Annotated in this window: 17 protein-coding genes; 9 read left to right on the forward strand and 8 right to left on the reverse strand. The window is 74.0% G+C overall.

Annotated features, from left to right (window positions below):
- The first annotated feature begins 350 nt into the window (after positions 1 to 350).
- Complete coding sequence (locus PUR61_RS36080) at positions 351 to 1,361, forward strand: YihY/virulence factor BrkB family protein (protein WP_329883779.1); 1,011 nt, start codon at positions 351 to 353, stop codon at positions 1,359 to 1,361.
- Here the strand turns inward: PUR61_RS36080 and PUR61_RS36085 are convergent.
- Positions 1,358 to 2,593: a mechanosensitive ion channel family protein gene (locus tag PUR61_RS36085; RefSeq protein ID WP_329883780.1), complete on the reverse strand. Its 1,236-nt coding sequence runs from the start codon at positions 2,591 to 2,593 to the stop codon at positions 1,358 to 1,360. The two genes, PUR61_RS36080 and PUR61_RS36085, sit on opposite strands and share 4 nt — an antisense overlap.
- Positions 2,594 to 2,810: 217 nt before the next feature.
- Between PUR61_RS36085 and PUR61_RS36090 the strand changes: the two genes are divergently transcribed.
- Positions 2,811 to 3,281, forward strand: coding sequence for a GNAT family N-acetyltransferase (locus tag PUR61_RS36090; protein WP_329883781.1), 471 nt, complete (start codon positions 2,811 to 2,813; stop codon positions 3,279 to 3,281).
- Positions 3,282 to 3,726: 445 nt separating this feature from the next.
- Here the strand turns inward: PUR61_RS36090 and PUR61_RS36095 are convergent, their stop codons facing one another.
- The 3 genes from PUR61_RS36095 to PUR61_RS36105 are packed head-to-tail and all read right to left on the reverse strand — an operon-like array spanning position 3,727 to position 7,489.
- Positions 3,727 to 5,874: a xanthine dehydrogenase family protein molybdopterin-binding subunit gene (locus PUR61_RS36095; protein WP_329883782.1), complete on the reverse strand. Its 2,148-nt coding sequence runs from the start codon at positions 5,872 to 5,874 to the stop codon at positions 3,727 to 3,729.
- The gene (locus tag PUR61_RS36100) at positions 5,871 to 6,905 is read right to left on the reverse strand and encodes an FAD binding domain-containing protein (RefSeq protein ID WP_329883783.1); all 1,035 of its coding nucleotides are present in this window, start codon (positions 6,903 to 6,905) and stop codon (positions 5,871 to 5,873) included. The genes PUR61_RS36095 and PUR61_RS36100 overlap by 4 nt, the downstream gene beginning before the upstream one ends.
- Positions 6,902 to 7,489: a (2Fe-2S)-binding protein gene (locus PUR61_RS36105; RefSeq protein WP_443034547.1), complete on the reverse strand. Its 588-nt coding sequence runs from the start codon at positions 7,487 to 7,489 to the stop codon at positions 6,902 to 6,904. Before PUR61_RS36105 ends, PUR61_RS36100 begins: the two co-directional genes overlap by 4 nt.
- Before the next feature lie 176 nt (positions 7,490 to 7,665).
- Here PUR61_RS36105 and PUR61_RS36110 point away from each other — a divergent pair, with 176 nt between their 5' ends.
- Positions 7,666 to 8,319: a nucleotidyltransferase domain-containing protein gene (locus PUR61_RS36110; RefSeq protein ID WP_329883785.1), complete on the forward strand. Its 654-nt coding sequence runs from the start codon at positions 7,666 to 7,668 to the stop codon at positions 8,317 to 8,319.
- A gap of 39 nt (positions 8,320 to 8,358) precedes the next feature.
- Here PUR61_RS36110 and PUR61_RS36115 read toward each other — a convergent pair whose 3' ends face one another.
- Positions 8,359 to 9,009 carry a hypothetical protein gene (locus PUR61_RS36115; RefSeq protein WP_329883786.1) on the reverse strand — a complete coding sequence of 217 codons (651 nt, stop codon included), beginning with the start codon at positions 9,007 to 9,009 and terminating at the stop codon, positions 8,359 to 8,361.
- A 186-nt stretch (positions 9,010 to 9,195) separates the two neighbouring features.
- Here PUR61_RS36115 and PUR61_RS36120 point away from each other — a divergent pair, with 186 nt between their 5' ends.
- From PUR61_RS36120 to PUR61_RS36130, 3 genes are read left to right on the forward strand one after another with little or no spacing between them, the layout of a single operon-like run.
- Positions 9,196 to 10,299: a sensor histidine kinase gene (locus tag PUR61_RS36120; protein ID WP_329883787.1), complete on the forward strand. Its 1,104-nt coding sequence runs from the start codon at positions 9,196 to 9,198 to the stop codon at positions 10,297 to 10,299.
- Positions 10,296 to 10,973 (forward strand): response regulator transcription factor, encoded by a 678-nt coding sequence (locus PUR61_RS36125; RefSeq protein WP_329883788.1) that lies wholly within the window; start codon positions 10,296 to 10,298, stop codon positions 10,971 to 10,973. The genes PUR61_RS36120 and PUR61_RS36125 overlap by 4 nt, the downstream gene beginning before the upstream one ends.
- 46 nt (positions 10,974 to 11,019) lie before the next feature.
- Entirely contained in the window at positions 11,020 to 11,397 is a 378-nt protein-coding gene (locus tag PUR61_RS36130; protein WP_329883789.1) for a hypothetical protein, read from the forward strand.
- Positions 11,398 to 11,478: 81 nt separating this feature from the next.
- Here the strand turns inward: PUR61_RS36130 and PUR61_RS36135 are convergent, their stop codons facing one another.
- From PUR61_RS36135 to PUR61_RS36145, 3 genes are all read right to left on the reverse strand, one after another.
- Entirely contained in the window at positions 11,479 to 11,913 is a 435-nt protein-coding gene (locus PUR61_RS36135) for a VOC family protein (protein WP_329883790.1), read from the reverse strand.
- A gap of 137 nt (positions 11,914 to 12,050) precedes the next feature.
- Entirely contained in the window at positions 12,051 to 13,538 is a 1,488-nt protein-coding gene (locus PUR61_RS36140; protein ID WP_329883791.1) for a glycoside hydrolase, read from the reverse strand.
- Between the two features lie 350 nt (positions 13,539 to 13,888).
- Positions 13,889 to 14,284: a MarR family winged helix-turn-helix transcriptional regulator gene (locus tag PUR61_RS36145; protein WP_329883821.1), complete on the reverse strand. Its 396-nt coding sequence runs from the start codon at positions 14,282 to 14,284 to the stop codon at positions 13,889 to 13,891.
- Positions 14,285 to 14,511: 227 nt separating this feature from the next.
- On the opposite strand from PUR61_RS36145, the gene PUR61_RS36150 reads away from it, so the two are divergent.
- From PUR61_RS36150 to PUR61_RS36160, 3 genes are all read left to right on the forward strand, one after another.
- Complete coding sequence (locus PUR61_RS36150; protein WP_329883792.1) at positions 14,512 to 14,916, forward strand: nuclear transport factor 2 family protein; 405 nt, start codon at positions 14,512 to 14,514, stop codon at positions 14,914 to 14,916.
- Positions 14,917 to 15,127: 211 nt separating this feature from the next.
- Positions 15,128 to 15,463: a hypothetical protein gene (locus PUR61_RS36155; RefSeq protein WP_329883793.1), complete on the forward strand. Its 336-nt coding sequence runs from the start codon at positions 15,128 to 15,130 to the stop codon at positions 15,461 to 15,463.
- Position 15,464: 1 nt separating this feature from the next.
- Entirely contained in the window at positions 15,465 to 16,463 is a 999-nt protein-coding gene (locus tag PUR61_RS36160; RefSeq protein WP_329883794.1) for a tyrosinase family protein, read from the forward strand.
- Positions 16,464 to 16,603: the final 140 nt, after the last annotated feature.

The raw sequence follows: 16,603 nt of genomic DNA on the forward strand, positions 1-16,603 counted from the left end.
CTATTTCGACAGTATTTCTAGGATTCGGAAAATTCGTTTCTGCATGTCCTGGCTGCCTCGGACGGGATCGGTCCGCCGGAACCCGTCCGGCCCCAGAGGCACCTCCGGCCCGTCGGGCACCGATGAGCACGCCGGCCGTCGGGGTCGAGGCCGCACGAGCCACCCGCGTCGGTTCGTCGGTGTGCGACCGCCTGACGGCGCGGCGGGCCCGTGTGCGGCGGTCCGCGGCGGGCAGACGAGCGAGGCGCATCCACCCGCGCCGGCAGCACGCGGTGGCGGGGCGCCCGGGCCGCCCGCGCGGTGCGCGCGACGGGACTTGAGGAGAGCAGCCGTACGAGGAAGGAGGGACCATGCCGGCCTTGACCCACCGACACCGCGGCGACCGGGGCCCGTTCGGGTTGCGTCGCCGCCACCCGGCGCCCGGCGCCCGACGGGCGCCCCGCCACGGATCCGATCGGCACGTCCCGCAGCCCGGGCACGGGGTGCTGCGGCACGCCGGCCGGTTGCTGCTCGGCGACGAACTGTTCGACCGGGCGGCGGCCCTCACCTACTACGGGGTGCTGGCGCTCTTCCCCGGTCTGCTGCTGCTGACCGGCCTGCTCGGCCTCGCCGGGCCCTCGCCCGGAGGGCAGGTGATGGACGGCCTGCGCCGGCTGGCGCCCGGCCCGGCCGGCGACGTCCTGCGGGACGGCGTCGGGCAGGTGCAGCAGAACTCCGGTGCGGGCGGGGCGTTCGCGGTACTGGGGGCGGTCGGGGCCCTCTGGTCGGCCTCCGGCTACGTCGGCGCGTTCATCCGATCGGCCAACGCCGTCCACGGGGTCCGCGAGCGCCGCCCGCTGTGGCGGCTGGCACCGGTACGGCTGGCGCTGACCGCCGTGCTGGTGGTGCTGCTGGCGGCGGGGGTGACGATCGTGGTCCTCACCGGACCGATCGCCGAGCAGGCCGGCCGGGCGCTCGGGGTCGGGGACTTCGGCCTCACCGTCTGGTCGTTCGCCAAGTGGCCGGGGCTGGTGCTGCTGGTCACCCTGACGGTCGCGGTGCTCTACCGGGCGGCCCCCGACCTCCCCTCCCGCGAACCGCGCCTGATCTCCCCGGGCAGCGCGCTGGCGGTCGCGCTCTGGCTGGCCGCCTCGGGCGGCTTCGCGCTCTTCGCCGCGTACGTCGACACGTTCGGGCGGATGTACGGGGCCCTGGCCGGGGTGATGGTGTTCCTGGTCTGGCTCTGGCTCACCAACCTGGCGGTCCTGCTGGGCCTGGAACTCGACGCCGGGCTCGCCCGCCGGCGGACGGCCGCGGCGTCCGGGCCCGCCGTGTCCAGGGCAGCTGTGGCCGGGCCCGCCGCCGGGCGGGACGCGGTCTAACTCCGCCCCGGCCGCTCCCGCTCCTGATCCCGGGTCCGCTCCTGATCCCGGTTCCGGTCCTGATCCCGGTTCCGGCCCTGATCGCCGCCCGCCGGCTCGGACGGGGTCGGCCGCTGCGCGGGCACCTCGGCGTGGCCGCGGGCCGGGACCGCATCGGGAGGGAACGGGGCCGTCTCGTCCGGGAAGGACCCGGCCACCGCCTCGGTCCGGGCGACGGTGACCCGCGGAAGCGCGTAGGGGTGCCGGTCGCGCAGGAACGCGACCAGGTGCTCGCGGACCGCGCAGCGCAGCTCGAAGGCGCGGTCGGCGTCGGCCGCGGTCATCAGGGCCCGGACCACGATGGTGCTGGGGGTGGTGTCGACCACCTGGAGCGCCCGGCCGGTGCCGTCCCACCGCTCGTCGCCCGCCAGCAGCTTCTCGAACTCGGCGCGCAGCTCCTCGACCGGTGTGCGGTGGTCGAGGTGCAGCAGGACGGTGCCGGTGATCCCCGGGTCCCGCCGGGACCAGTTCTCGAACGGCTTGCCGGCGAAGTACGAGACCGGCATCACGATCCGCCGCTGGTCCCAGGTGGCGATCACCACGGCGGTGAGGGTGATCTCCTCGACCGTGCCCCACTCGCCGGCCACCACCACGACGTCGCCGATCCGCACCATGTCGCCGAAGGCCAGCTGGATCCCGGCGAACAGGTTGGCCAGCGAGGACTGCGCCGCGACGCCCGCCACGAGGCCGAGCAGACCCGCCGAGGCGAGCAGGCTGGCGCCGACCGCGCGCACCGCCGGAAACGTCATCAGGGCGGCGGCCAGGGTGAGCACCGCGATCGCCACGTCCGAGATCCGGCCGACCAGGTCGACCTGGGTCCTGACCCTGCGTACCCGCCCGGGGTCCCGCCGTCCGGCGGCGTACTTGGTCAGCGCGGACTCGATGAACAGCGACACCGTCCGCGCGGTGAGCCAGCCCGCACTGACCAGCACCGCCAGCAGGAGCGCGTGCCGGACCGGCGGCCGGATGCCCGGGCCGAGTCCGGCGGCCGGCTCGCAGCCGAGCAGCAACGCCGCCGTGGCCGTCGCCAGCACGGGTATCCGGCAGCGGCGCAGCACGTGCCACCGTCGGGCGCCGGGCCGGGCGGCGGACAACCGGCCGACGGCCAGCTGCAGCACCCGGTCCACGGCGAAGACGGCGGCCGGCACTGCGGCCGCCACCAGCAGCGGGCGAAGGACGGTCCAGATCGGCATGTGGGTCTCTCCTCCGGTCGTGATCGGGGTCCGGATACGCGTCGAGGCCCCGGGGGGAGAGCCGGGGCCTCGACGCCGGGCGCCGCGGACGGGGCGGCGCTGTCCGTCGCCTTCCCGCTGAGGGTTGTTCAAACATCCTCCCGGCACCTGACCGGCCGGGCACCCCGGAGAGGCCCCTTCCGGGCGCGCCCCCGGGGCGGGCTGACACGATGACCGCATGGATGACGTGGACCTGGGCGGATTCGTCGTGCGCCGTGTGAGGGAGTCGGAGGCGGATGCGCTGGCGGGGATCGACACGGTCGCGGCCGGAGGCGACGACGAGCGGCGGGAGAGCATCCGGAGGTGGTGCCGGGAGGGCCTCGCGGTGGTGGCGCAGGGGCCGTCCGGCCTGCTGGGCTACTGCGTGGTCGAGTACACGTTCTTCGGGCACGGCTTCGTCACGATGCTGATGGTGTCCTCCGCCGCGCGCGGCGGAGGCGTCGGCCGTGGCCTGCTCGACGCCGCGGCGCACGCGTGCGCGACCCCGAAGCTGTTCACCTCGACGAACGTCTCCAATCAGCCGATGCAGCGGCTGCTCCGACGGGCCGGGTGGAGTCCGGTCGGCCTTCTGCACGGCCTCGACGACGGCGACCCCGAGCTGTTCTACCTCCTGCCGGTGGCCGGAACGAACTCTGTACCCGTGACCTGACCTGACCCGGCGCCGGCCGACGCGCGGCAGGGGCCCTCCACCCGACCCGAACGGTGACTCGGAGTGTCCGGCCGGTCGCCGGGCGGCGGGAGCGGAGGCATGTCTGCGGACCGGAGCGAGGGCGAGCGGTGAGTTCTTCCTGCCCGTGAGCGACGTGATCGTCACCTGACGACGTGGCGGACACGGGTCCGGCCCCGGCGGAGCTTCGCCGGGGCCAGGTCTCTCCGTGTCTCCAGGGCTACCGTGTCGCAGGCTCGGTGACGGATGCCGCGCAGAAGCGAGACCCGCGGCGCCCGGGCGCCGATGGGTCGGCGGCCAGCACTGACGAGAAGATCTTCAGCGTCGACCCCCCTAAATGACGGTCGCTCACCAGCCGGAGCCGAAGAATTTTCGGTCTCGGTGCCGGCTTCCCTGCCGGTTTCCGTGCCGGTTTCCGTGCCCCGGGTCAGCCCGGCAGGTGCGGCAGGTGCGGCAGGTGCGGCAGGTGCGGCAGGTGCGGCAGGTGCGGCATACGGGGCAGCAGGGCCTCGGGCCGGATCGGCAGTTCGCGGACGCGGACGCCGCACGCGTGGCGGACGGCGTTGACGACGGCGGCGGCCGTGCCGACGATGCCGAGCTCGCCGATGCCCTTGGCCCCCATCGGGTTCAGGTGTTCGTCGTGCTCGTCCAGCCAGAACGCCTCGACGACGGGGACGTCGGCGTTGACGGCGACATGGTAGGAGGCCAGGTCCCGTTCGGCGTGGTCACCGAACCCCGGGTCCAGGGTGCTGTGTTCGAGCAGGGCCATCGACGCGCCCATGATCATCGCGCCGGTGAACTGGGAGCGGGCGGTGCGGGTGTTCAGGATCCGGCCGGCGGCGAAGACGCCGAGCAGCCGGCGCAGCCGCACCTCGCCGGTGTCGGCGTCCACCTCGACCTCGGCGAACTGGGCGCCGAAGGCGTGCCGGGCGAAGGTACCGCCCGCCGCGACCGCGTCGGTGGTGTCGGCACGATGGCGGAGCCCCTCGGAGGGGAGGGGCGTACCGCCCCGGTCGGTGAGCGCGCGGCGCAGCCCGGTGCAGGCGTCGTGGACGGCCCACCCCCAGGAGGCGGTGCCGGCCGAGCCGCCCGCGAGCGGCGCAGGCGGCAGGTCGCTGCGGCCGATCTCCACGGCCACCCGGTCCGGGGGGACGGCCAGGGTCTCGGCGGCGACGGCGGCGAGCACGGTGCGGGCACCCGTGCCGATGTCGGTGGCGTTGACGCGCACGAGGAAGGTGCCGTCCGGGCGGGCGAGGACCTCGGCGGTGGAGGGCGCGATCAGCACCGGGTAGGTGGCGGCCGCGACCCCGCTGCCCAGCAGCCGGCGCCCCTCGCGGCGCGGGCCGTCCGCGTGTCGGCGGGACCAGTCGAAGCGGCGGGCGCCCTCGCGCAGGCACTCCACCAGGTGGCGGCTGCTGAAGGGGCGGTCGCTGTCCGGCTCGACGGCCGGTTCGTTGCGGATCCGCAGCTCGACCGGGTCCAGCCCGCAGGTCTCGGCCAGCTCGTCCATCGCGCACTCCAACGCGAACATGCCCGGGGCCTCGCCGGGCGCCCGCATCCAGGACGGGGTGGGTACGTCCTGGCGCACCACCCGGTGGACGGTCCGGCTGTTCGGGGAGTGGTACATCACCCGGGCCGGGACGGCGGCCTGCTCGACGAACTCCCGCACGGTCGAGGAGCGGGTCGTCACCTCGTGGGCCAGCGCGGTGATCCTGCCGTCGTCGTCGGCGCCCAGCCGGACCCGGTGGACGGTGGGCGCGCGGTATCCGGTGAGGGCGGGCAGCTGGTCCCGGGGCAGCGCGAGCCGTACCGGGCGGTCGACCCGGCGGGCGGCCATCGTCGCCAGCACGGCGTGCGGCCGGGTGGTGCCCTTCGAGCCGAAGCCGCCGCCGACGTGTTCGCTGATCACCAGGACGTCGGTGACGGCCAGGCCGAACAGCGTGGCGAGGGTCGTCCGGACCTGGTTGGTGCCCTGGCTGGAGTCGTGCACGGTCAGGCGTTCGCCGTCCCACTGCGCGGTGGCGGTGTGCGGCTCCATCGGGTGGTTGTGCAGCGGACCGATCCGGTAGGTGCGGTCGATCCGGACGGCCGCCTGACCGTGGGCGGTGTCGAAGTCGCCGCGCTCGCGGACGGCCGGGTGGCCGCCGTTGGCCTGGGCCGGGGTGTAGAGGCCCTGGTGGTGGTCGGTCAGGACGACGTCGAACGGCTCCGGCCGGTAGACGCACTCGACGGCGGCGGCGCCGGCCCGGGCGTCCTCGGGAGTCTCGGCGACGACCAGGGCGACGATCTGGCCGCGGTGGGCGATCCGCGGGGACTGCAGGACGGCGAGCGTCGGATCGCCGTCGTCGGGGAGAGCGAGCGCGGGCGCGTCGTGGTGGGTGAGTACCGCGAGCACGCCGGGGACGGCGAGTGCGGCCTCGGTCCGTACGGCGGCGAGGTCGCCGCGGGCGATCGTGGCGGGCACCGGCCAGGCGTGGGCGAGGCCGTCCGGATGGTGGTCGCCGGCGTAGCGGGCGGTGCCGGTGACCTTGGCCCAGCCTTCGAGGCGGGCGAGGTCCGCCCGGTCGGTGATCATCTGTCCTCCTGGACTTCGTCGGTCGGCGCGCTCGGGGCGGACGTTGCGGCCTGCACCGCCAGCGCGGTCAGTTCGGTGACGGCCAGCCGGTGGGCCAGCGGCACCTTGAACGCGTTGTCGCGCAGCGGGCGGGCGGTGGTCAGCTCGGCGTCCATGGCGCGGGCGAACGCCTCCTCGGTGGCCGGGCCCCCGGCGAGCGCGGCCTCGGCGGTGAGGGCCCGCCAGGGCTTGGGCGCCAGTCCGCCGAAGGCCAGCCGGACGCCGGCGACCCGGTCGTGGCGCACCGTCAGCAGGACGGCCAGGGAGACGGTCGCGAACGCGAAGGAGGCGCGTTCGCGGACCTTGCGGTAGCCGCCCGTCGCGCCGGCCGGCGGCGCGGGCAGCTCGACGGCGGTGATCAGCTCCGCCGGTGCGAGCTCGGTGTCGCGGTCGGGCGTGTCGCCGGGCAGCCGGTGGAACGCGGTGAGCGGGAGCGCGCGGTCGCCGCCCGGTCCGGTGAGGTGCACCACGGCGTCCAGCGCGACCAGGGCGACCGCGAGGTCGGAGGGGTGGGAGGCCACGCAGTGCGCGGAGGTGCCGAGCACGGCGAGATCGCGGTGGACGCCGTCGAGCGCGGGGCAACCCGAGCCGGGAAGACGCTTGTTGCAGGGTTTGGTGACGTCCTGGAAGTAGAGGCAGCGGGTGCGTTGGAGGAGGTTGCCGCCGGTGGTGGCCGCGTTGCGCAGCTGGCCGCTCGCCCCCGCCAGGACGGCCCCGGAGAGGAGCGGGTAGCGGTCGCGGACCAGGGGGTGCGCGGCGAGGTCGCTGTTGCGGACGGTGGCGCCGATCCGCAGGCCGCCGTCCGCCGTCTTCTCGATCCGGTCGAGCGGCAGGCGGGCGATGTCCACCAGCAGGGCGGGCCGTTCCACACCGAGCTTCATCAGGTCGACCAGGTTGGTTCCGCCGGCCAGTGCCCGGGCCTGCGGGTGGGCGGCCAGCAGGGCGACGGCCGACGCCACGTCGGCCGGGCGGTGGTATCCGAGCGGCCTCATCCGGCGACCCGCGATCCCGCGCCGGCCCCGGCCGGCCGCCCGCCGGCGCCCTGCCCGCCGGCCGCTCCCGCGGCGGCGTCCCGCAGCACCCGGCAGACGGCCCGCACGATGCCGGGGTAGGCGCCGCAACGGCAGAGGTTGCCGCTGAGCAGCTCGCGGACGGCCGCTTCGTCGAGCCGCTCCGCCGCGGCGGCCGTCTCGTCGAGCAGGCCCGCGGCCGAGCAGAGCTGGCCCGGTGTGCAGAAGCCGCACTGGAACGCGTCCTCCTCGACGAACGCGCGTTGCAGCGGGTGCGGCCCGTCCGGCCCGGCGAGCCCCTCCACGGTCCGGACGGCCGCGCCGTCCTGGGCGACGGCGAGCAGCAGACAGCTGTTGAACCGGCGCCCGTCCAGCAGCACCGTGCAGGCCCCGCACTGGCCGTGGTCGCACCCCTTCTTCGCGCCGGTCAGACCGAGCCGGTCCCGCAGCGTGTCCAGCAGGGTGCTCCGGTGGTCCACCGTGAGCGTGTGCGGGTGGCCGTTGACGGTCAGCGTGATCGTGCTCGCGGTCGGCACGGTTTCGGTGGGATCCATGAGGCCAGGCATTCCACCGGGGTCGCGTCCGGACACGCCGCCGCCGCGCAGACCACCGAAACGCCGCACCGTGCCGCGTCGAGGGGGGAGCGGTGCCGCAGGCGGGCGCGCCTCTCGCCGTGCTCGCTCACCGGACGGCGTCCTGCGGGGAACCCGTTCCGTGATCGACCTCTCGGTAGGCTGGTCGGATGACCGATGGACTTCCTCCCGGTGGCGTCGGGATCACCGAGGCCGAGGCCGGGGCCAGATGGGCGAACGCCTGGACGCCCGCCGAGGTCGCGGCCCGGCTCGCAGGCGTCTCGGCTCCCTGGTGCGTTGCCGGGGGATGGGCCGTCGACCTGTTCAGGGGCGAGCGGACCCGGCGGCACGACGACCTGGAGATCGCGGTCCCGGCCGCGCGGTTCCCCGAGATCCGGGCCCGGTTCGACGCGTTCGCCTTCGACGTCGTCGCGTCCGGCCGTCTCTGGGAGCTCACGCCGGAGGTGGCGGGACTGTCCCACCAGACCTGGCTGCGCGACCCGGCGACCGGGGACTTCCTGGTGGACGTCTTCCGCGAGCCGCACGACGGACCGACCTGGATCTGCCGGCGCGACCCCTCGATCCGCCTGCCGTACACCGCCGTCGTCCGCCGGACGGTGGACGGCATCCCGTACCTCGCGCCGGAACTGGCGCTGCTGTTCAAGGCCAAGGCCGCCCGCCCCAAGGACCGGCACGACTTCGCCGGCGCGCTCCCCCTGATGGACGGGGCCCAGCGGCAGACCCTGGCCGCGCTCCTCACCCGGGTGCATCCGGGACACGGCTGGCTGGCGGACCTCCCGCCGGTCGACGGCCCCGCGCGCTGAAGACCCCGCACACGGACGGCTCCGGTTCGCCGTGCAGCGTCACCGGCGCCCCCGGGTGCGGCGGGCGTAGTCGACGGTGACGGCGGCGAGGAGCGGGCCCCAGGCGACCAGGGGGAGGTAGCAGAGGGTCATCACCAGACCGGCGAGGCCCTGCGGGGCGTCGGGGCTGCCCATGTTGTCGGTGCTGTTCCAGCAGAGGACACCGAGGACGCCCGCGGCCGTCAGGACCAGTGCGCCCAGGGCGGCCGGGACGACCGCGGCGAGGGGGCGGACCGGGCGCCCGCCGATCAGGGGCATCCAGCGGGGGACCACCCGCCCCCAGGGGCGGACCAGGCCGAGGGTGAGGAAGGCCAGGACCTCGGCGAGCGTACTCAGGGTCAGCATGTAGACGGTGCCCCAGCCGGGGACGTTCTGGTGGAGGAAGGCGAGCGCCTCACCGGAGAAGCCCATCGTCGCGCCGAAGGCGAAGGCGATCCGCCAGAGTCCGGACGGCACGGTGGCCCAGACGGCCGCCCTGGCGGCGAGTTCGGCCCAGCGGGGGGCGGGGGCTTCGGCCGGGACGCCGGCCGGATGGAACGAGGACCGGACGGCGCCGTGGCCGGACGGCCGGGCCTGCCGGGCCGGGGTCCGGGTGGACCGGGCGGACCGGGCGGACTCTGCAGACCGGAAGGACTGCCTGGTGTCGATCATGGGACTGGCTCCTCTTCCCGGCGGCCCGGTCGGCCGCTGCGATGCCTCAAGACTGCTGGTCGGGCGGGGTGGCGCGGCAGATGCCGATCGGGCTGTTCCGGGAGGTCCGGCCCGGGCCCGTATGTGCCGATCGGCAGGGGTGGCCGGGCCCGAAGATCCGTAAGGTGGGGGCATGGGGGCGGAAGAATGATCGGACGAACGCTGGCGGCTCTCGCCGTACCGGGCGTGGCGGTGCTCGCTCTGACGGTGCGACGACGGCACGGGCCGGCGACTCCGGCGGGTGCGGCGAGTGCGGCGGTGACCGCGGCGGTGGCTGCCGCGGTGTCGCTGGCGGTCACCGCCGCGACCGCGCTCCTCGGTCGGTGGGAGGAGGCGGACCGGATACCCGCCCTGGCGGCGCTGGCCGAACTGGCCGCGCTGATCCTGCTGGTGGTCCTCGCGCTGCGCCACTCCCGGCGCCGGCCCGGATCGGTGTCGGTCGCGGCCGTCGGCCTGGCGGTGGCACTCTGGCCGTCCCGGTTCGAGGGGGCCGACGCGGCGGCCGACCCGCTGACCCTCACCGGGTTCGGCGCGGTCCTCGTCGTCCCGGCGGCGCTCGCCGGGCTGTACCTGCGCGGCCTGGACGACACCCGGCGCCGTTCGGTGGAGACCGCCCGCCGGGCCCAGCGGATCGAACTCGCGCACGACCTGCACGACTTCGTGGCGCACGACGTCAGCGGCATGGTCGCGCTGGCCCAGGCCGGCACGGTCCTGGCGGCCGCCGACCCGGTCGGCGCGGCGGCGCTCTTCGAGCGGATCGAGAAGGCCGGGCAACAGGCGCTCGGTGCCCTGGACCGGACGGTCGACCTGTTGCGGACACCGTGGGATCAGCCGGGAGCCGAGCGCGCACCGCAGCCCGGTCTGGAGGAACTCGCCTCCCTGGTCGACCGATTCGCGTCCTCCGGCCGTACCTCCGTGCAGCTGGAGGCCCCGGAGGAGGACACCGGGGTACCGCGTGAGGTGGCGGCGACGGCGTACCGGGTCGTCGTCGAGGCGCTGACGAACGTCCGGCGCCACGCGCCCGCCGCGCGTGCGGTCGTGGTGCGGGTCCTCCGGGTCGGGGGCGGTCTGGAGGTCACGGTGGCCGACGACGGCACCGGCGGCGCGGCCAATCCGGGCCCGCGCCGGGGCGGCGGCAGCGGGCTGGCCGGACTGGCGGCCAGGGTGGAGGCGCTGGGCGGAACGCTCACCGCCGGTCGGGGTGACGGCGGTTGGCTGGTCACCGCACGTATGCCCTTGGAGGGCCGATGACCATCAGGGTTCTGCTCGCCGACGACGACGAGGCGATCCGCAGCGCGTACGCGATCATCCTCGGAGCACAGCCGGACATCGAGGTGGTCGGCGGCGCGGCCGACGGTGTGGAGGCCCTCGAACTGGCCCGGCGGCTGTGCCCGGACGTGGTGCTCGCGGACATCCGGATGCCCCGGCTGGACGGCCTGGAGCTGACCAGGCAGCTGGGCGGGGAGTTCCGGGTGGTCGTGGTGACCACCTTCGACCTGGACGAGTACGTGCACGCCGCGCTGCGGGCCGGGGCGACGGGCTTCCTGCTGAAGCGGTCGGGCCCGGCCCTGCTGGCGGAGGCGGTCCGGGCGGCGGTCGCCGGGGACACGTTGATCAGCCCGCAGATCACCGTCCGGCTGCTGAAGCAGCTCTCGCAGCCGGAGCTCCTTCCGGCGCAGCGCCACCGGGCGGTCGGTGCGGGGGTGGCGTCAACGGGGGGTGCGGAGGCGCTGACCGCCCGCGAGAGCGAGATCGCCGTGCTCGTGGCGGACGGGGCCACCAACGCGGAGATCGGTGCGGCGCTGTTCATCACGTCCGGCACGGTCAAGAACCACCTCGCCTCGATCCAGCGCAAGATCGGGGCCCGCAACCGGGTGGGGATCGCCGCCTGGGCGTGGGAGCACGCCCGTACGGTCGGCGGCTGAGGGCGGGCCCGGCACCGTGGCCACGACCGGTTGCTAGCCTGCACGGATGGGACTGGACATCACCGTGGTCATGGCCGACTGGGAGCGGCTGGCCCGGATACCGGCGGGGGAGCGCCTGGTCGTGGTGACCGACGCCGTGCACCCGTACTTCTGCTGCGAGTCGTGCGAGGACGCCGACTTCCTGCTCCGTGCGCCGGGTGAGGTGCCGGCGCTCGTCCGTGACTGGCGGACGGCGGAGCCGCGGCTGGAGGAGCTCCGCGAACCGTTCGACGCCCAGGCCCAGGCCCGGACCGAGGACGAAGCCGATGGCCGGGCGATCCGGTCCGGCCGCTTCGACGAGGCCGTCGCGCTCCTGCGCGAGTGGGGCGAGGTGGTCACGGGGGCCGGGGAGCGGGGCTGGGGCCTGATCGGACTCCCGTACTGATCACGGCCCACCGCATCAGCCCCACCCGGACTGGACCGGCCCGGCCCGGAGCGGGCACAGGGTGCCCGCTCCGGGGCGGCTTCAGGCCGAGGCCGCGGCGACGCAGAACTCGTTGCCCTCGGGGTCGGCCATCACCACGTGATGCCCGTCGAACTCCGCCAGGACGGACCCACCCGCCGTCACCAGCCGATCGGACTCCGCCTTGATCCGGGCCCACCGCTCCTCGGGGCTGCCGTGTCCCGGCACCCGGACGTCGATGTGGAGCCGGTTCTTCGCCGTCTTCGGCTCGGGGACCTTGAGGATCGTGAGGCGGGGGCCGACGCCGTCGGGATCGCAGAGCCACGCCCCGTCGTCGACGGATTCGTCCTCCGGCAGGTCGAACTGCGCGAGCCACTCCTCGCGGGTCGCGAAGGGGGCGGGTGGCGGCTCGTCGACGTAGCCCAGCGCCGTCTTCCAGAAATCGGCGAGGAGTTGTGCGTTCGCGCAATCCAGGGTCAGATCGATGGTGGCTGACATGGCAGGAGCGTACTGCGGACCTCCGACAGCCGCCGGTCGTCCGCCGGCACGCGTGAGCGCCAGGACGGGCCGACGCCCCTCGCGGCCGCCGGACGGGGCGGCCGCGAGGGGCACGACGGGTGTGACGGGCGTGGGGCCTACAGGTACACGCCGGAGACCTCGAAGGTCTGCACGGTACGGGCGTTGAAGGTGGACCAGAACCGGTTGCCGTGGAGGTAGGTGTCCTCGTAGTACCGGTAGCGCTCGCCACCGGGGTTCGTTCCGGTGGCCCACCGGCCGATCAGGGCGTTGTCCTGGCCGGGCGTGCTGAACCTGGACAGGTCGAAGTCGATCGTCTGCCCGTCTTCCCCGTAGTTCACGGCGACGATGACCAGCTTGTGGTTGACGCTGTCGTAGGCCGCGACGGCGTCGGGGTGGCCCGCGTCGATGATCGTCATACCGGGGCGGATGTGCCGCATGTACTGGGCGAGGACGTAGAACTTGGGGTTGACCGCGCCGATCACGCCGTTGGTGAGGCTGATCGCGCCGTAGTTGTTCCAGTCGAGGATCTGCCAGATGACCCAGGCCGTGGGGTGCAGCCAGCGCAGGTCGTAGTTGAGGTTCCGGGCGAGGAGCATGCCGCTGGTGTCCCCGTCGCCGTACTCGGACATCCAGATGTCCTTGTTGTCCGCCGCCACGGCCTGGTGGAGTGCGTAGCGGTCGCCGTTGTCCTCGTAACCGTGGACGTTGACCCGGCCCACGGCCGCGCGGGTGGCGGCGTCGAAGTCGGAGTTGTTGGTCCAGTTGTACACGGCGCTTCCGACGCCCCAGTCGTCGAGACCCGCCACCATCATCCAGTGCAGGCCCCGCACGTCCAGCTGGGCGCGGGTCTGCCGGACGATCTCGGCGATCTGGGGGCGGTCGTAGTGGCAACCCTCCTGCCCCTCGATCGACTCCGTCGACGCCTCCCACTTGGCCAGCGGTTCGTTGACGGGTTGAACGGAGGTGAAGTCGATGCCCCAGTGGTCGTGGGCGTACCGCGCCACCGTTGCCAGGTACGCCGCGTGACGGCCGAAGTTGCCGTCCTGCAGGTTGCAGGTGTGGCCGCTGACCGCTCCGCGCGGATCGTCGTTCTTCAGCATCCACCACATGGGCGAGTTGGTGAAGAGTTCGAACTTGTCTGCGCCCCGGTCCCGGGCCAGCCACATCATGTCGCGCTGGTTCGCGTCCGCGTTCCAGTTCCAGCTCGCCGACTGCGGGTCGTCCGAGAACCAGTCGAGCTGGTAGCCCTCGATCTTCTTGAAACCGTCCAGCGCCGGGACGGGCTTCATCGTCCTGCCGCCGATGCTGTTCGTCCCCGAGGCGCCGGCGTTGTAGCGGACCACGTTCATGCCCAGGCCGGGCACCGTCTCACCGTGGAACTGGACGGTCTTCCGGCTGAACAGCACGTCGGCCAGGTCCTCCTGCGGGCCCAGCTGGTTGGCCCACCAGGCCAACGACGTGCCCCAGCCCTCCCAGGTGCCCCAGGTGTGCGACGGATTGACCGTGGTGGTGAAGTCGGCCCTGGCGGTCCCCGCAGCCGCGACCACCGCCATCGCCCCGACCGGCACACCCACCAGTCCGCGCAGGACAGTACGACGTTCCATCAGCCCCCCAAACAGATCCCCCGCGCCGGAATCCCGACGCACGCGAACGGCACAGTACCGTACCGACACGACGACGAGGTCGGTCGGACGATCACCGCTTCCGGCCACCTCGTCCGCCGGTCTGCCGGGAGTTCCCGGAGCCCGTCGAGGCCCGGTTCCCTTCGGCGCGAGCGGACCTGATGCCGCGCCGGGAACGAACGCTGCTCCTCCGGCCGGCCCCGCACGCAGCCGGTCGGCGTCGCGCCGGGCATCGGCCGGGGAGGGCCGGTCGTTCTCGTCGACGCCTGCTCCGGGTGAGCCCCGAACGCGCGGAGGTCCGGGTGCCGGGCGGTCCCGTCCGTGCCCCCGGGTCAGCTGAACGGGCCCTGTTCGGTGAAGCGTTGCAGGGCGCGCGCGAAGATCCCGGCCTCGGCGGGGGGCCAGGTGGCGAGGGTGGCTTCGATACTGTCGGCCAGACGGCGGCGCATTTCGGCGACGGTGCGCTCGCCGTCCGGGGTGAGGGCGAGCAGGGTGGCGCGCTGGTCGTGGGGGTCGGGCTGGCGGCGGAGCAGGCCCGCTGCCTCCAGGCGGGTGGCGCGGCGGCTGACGCCGGAGCGGTCGAGGCCGATCTCGACGGCCAGGTCGGCGGCGCTGCGCGGGCCGGTGCGGCCGAGGCCGCTGAGGACGGGGTAGGTGACCTCGTCCACCGCTTCGCCGAGGTGCTCGGTGAGGCGGTGGTAGAGGGTGGTGCGGGTGCCGCGTCGCAGGAGGGTGGCGAGGGCGTCCGCGACGGCGTCACCGAGACCGGCGACGGCTGCGGCGTCGGGGGTGTCGGAGGTGTCGTCGGGGGTGTCGTCGGGGGTGGTGGCAGGCCTGGGGGAGGGGGTGTCCTTCACGCCCCCTATCCTAGCGTGCGCGGCGCACGCGTTCTGGGGTACAGTCCTTCCGTAAGCGTGCGGCACGCACGCACTCCTGGTCCGTGGAAGGAACCGCCATGTCCGTCACCGCCTCGCACACCACCATCACCGCCGCCCTGACCGACCTGCTCCTGACCCCCGGCCTCGACCTCGACACCGCCGTCGACCGCCACTTCACCCCCGACTACCGCCAGCGCACCGACGGCAGTTGGGCCGACCGGGCCGCCTTCGTCGACCACATCCGCCACCTGCGCGGGGTCGTCGCCTCGGGCACCCTGGAGGTCCACGAGGAGTTCCACGCCGGCAACCTCACCGCCGACCGCCACACCGTGGACGTCGTCAAGACCGACGGCACCCGGGTCCGTATGGAGGTCTACCTCTTCGGCGAGTACGGCCCGTGCGGGCGCTTCCGGCGCATCGAGGAGACCACCCTCCTCCTCGACGGGCCCGAGGCCGAGCGGGACCTCGGCTCCGCGCGCTGAACCCCGCGCACCTGTCGCGGAGGCTGGGACCGCTCGCGCACGGACGGCAACCGGCCCCACCACCGTCGCCCCGGCTCCCCGGCCCGGCCGCCACGCTGCGTGGCCGCCGGGCGACCGAGCTGCGCGGCTCCCGTTCCGGCGGGATGGTGAGAGGGAGAGGGCGCTCGCACTCCTGTCGCGCGCCCGTACCGCAACCTCCCGGGATGCTGACATGGATCCGACCATCACCCCGGCGGACCTGGCCGCCGCCATCGACCCGGAAACGTTCGGGAACCACCTCGCGAGCATCAAGCCCGCGCACGACCACATGGGTCACCACGGCCACGCGTCCTCCGTCCGCGAGGTGGAGTTCGAAGGCCACAAGATCAAGATCGTCACCTCGTACGAGATCACCGTGGACGGCCGGCCGCTCGCGGTCGGGCTCAACGTGCACGACGACGGCTCGCTGTCCTGCCACGGCCTGCCGGCCTACCAGTTCACCTCGGCGGTGGAGACGGTCCGGACGCTGATCCGCAAGTACCCCAGGCACTTCCCGAAGGACCGGTGACATGTCCGTCGTCCGAAGGAACATCCTCACCGACGCCGCCGCGCGGGACGACTACATCGAGGGCGTCCTCGCACTCAAACAGGAGGAGAGCGGCTTCACCACCCAGCAACTCGGCGTCCCGGGGCCGGCCGTCCCCGTACACACCTACGACCAGTTCGTGATCTGGCACTGCTGGACGATGATGACCCCGATCCCACCGGGCGGGAACCCCGACGACCGCAACGCCGCCCACGCCGGGCCGATCTTCCTCCCGTGGCACCGGGTGATGCTCGGCCTGCTGGAGGCGAAGATCCAGAAGATCCTGGACAAGCCGGGCTTCGCGCTGCCCTACTGGGACTGGGCCGCCGACGGCGACCTCGGCTCGCCCACCGACGCGACCGTCTTCACCGAGCACTACCTGGGCGGGGACGGCGACCCCGTCAGCACCGGGAGGTTCGCGTTCGACCCGGCCGATCCGGCGACCTTCACCGTCCGCATCGAGAGCGACCCCGGCGGGATGCCCGTCCAGGCCGACCCGCCCCGCGGCCTGAGCCGGTTCCTCGCCGCGGACTGGCCCGCCCTGCCGACCGGCTCCGAGGTCAAGAGCACGCTCGCCTACGGGCCGCCGAGCGGCAGCGGGCCGGCGGCCCGCTACGACACCCTCGACTTCAACGTATCCTCGCGGGGCTTCCGCAACCTGCTCGAAGGCTGGATCCCGAGCGATCCCGCCCGTCCGGTCCACATGCACAACCAGGTCCACGTGTGGATCAGCGGGGACATGGCGTTCGGTACGTCCCCCAACGACCCCGCGTTCTACCTGCACCACTGCAACGTGGACCGGATCTGGGAGGGCTGGATGACGCGGTACGGCCGGATCTACTCCCCGGACATGAGCTTCCCGGCGAACAGGTTCAAGGGCGAGCGGATCGACGACCGGATCGTCTCGCCGCTCGGGGCGCACGCGACGCCGGGATCCGTGCTCGACTTCTCCGCCGTCTGCACCTATGACGTCCTGCCCTGACCGGTGGCGGCCCCGCGGCCCCGGTCCGTCCGTGGCATCGGGGCCGGTTCGCCCGCGGGTCGGCGGGTTGCCGCCGCTCGGCGGAGGGACAGGATGGACAGTGGTGCCGTCAGCGGATTCCTCGTCCGGCGGTCGTGCGC

It is taken from the genome of Streptomyces sp. BE20, from assembly GCF_036322525.1.
Classification (GTDB): domain Bacteria; phylum Actinomycetota; class Actinomycetes; order Streptomycetales; family Streptomycetaceae; genus Kitasatospora.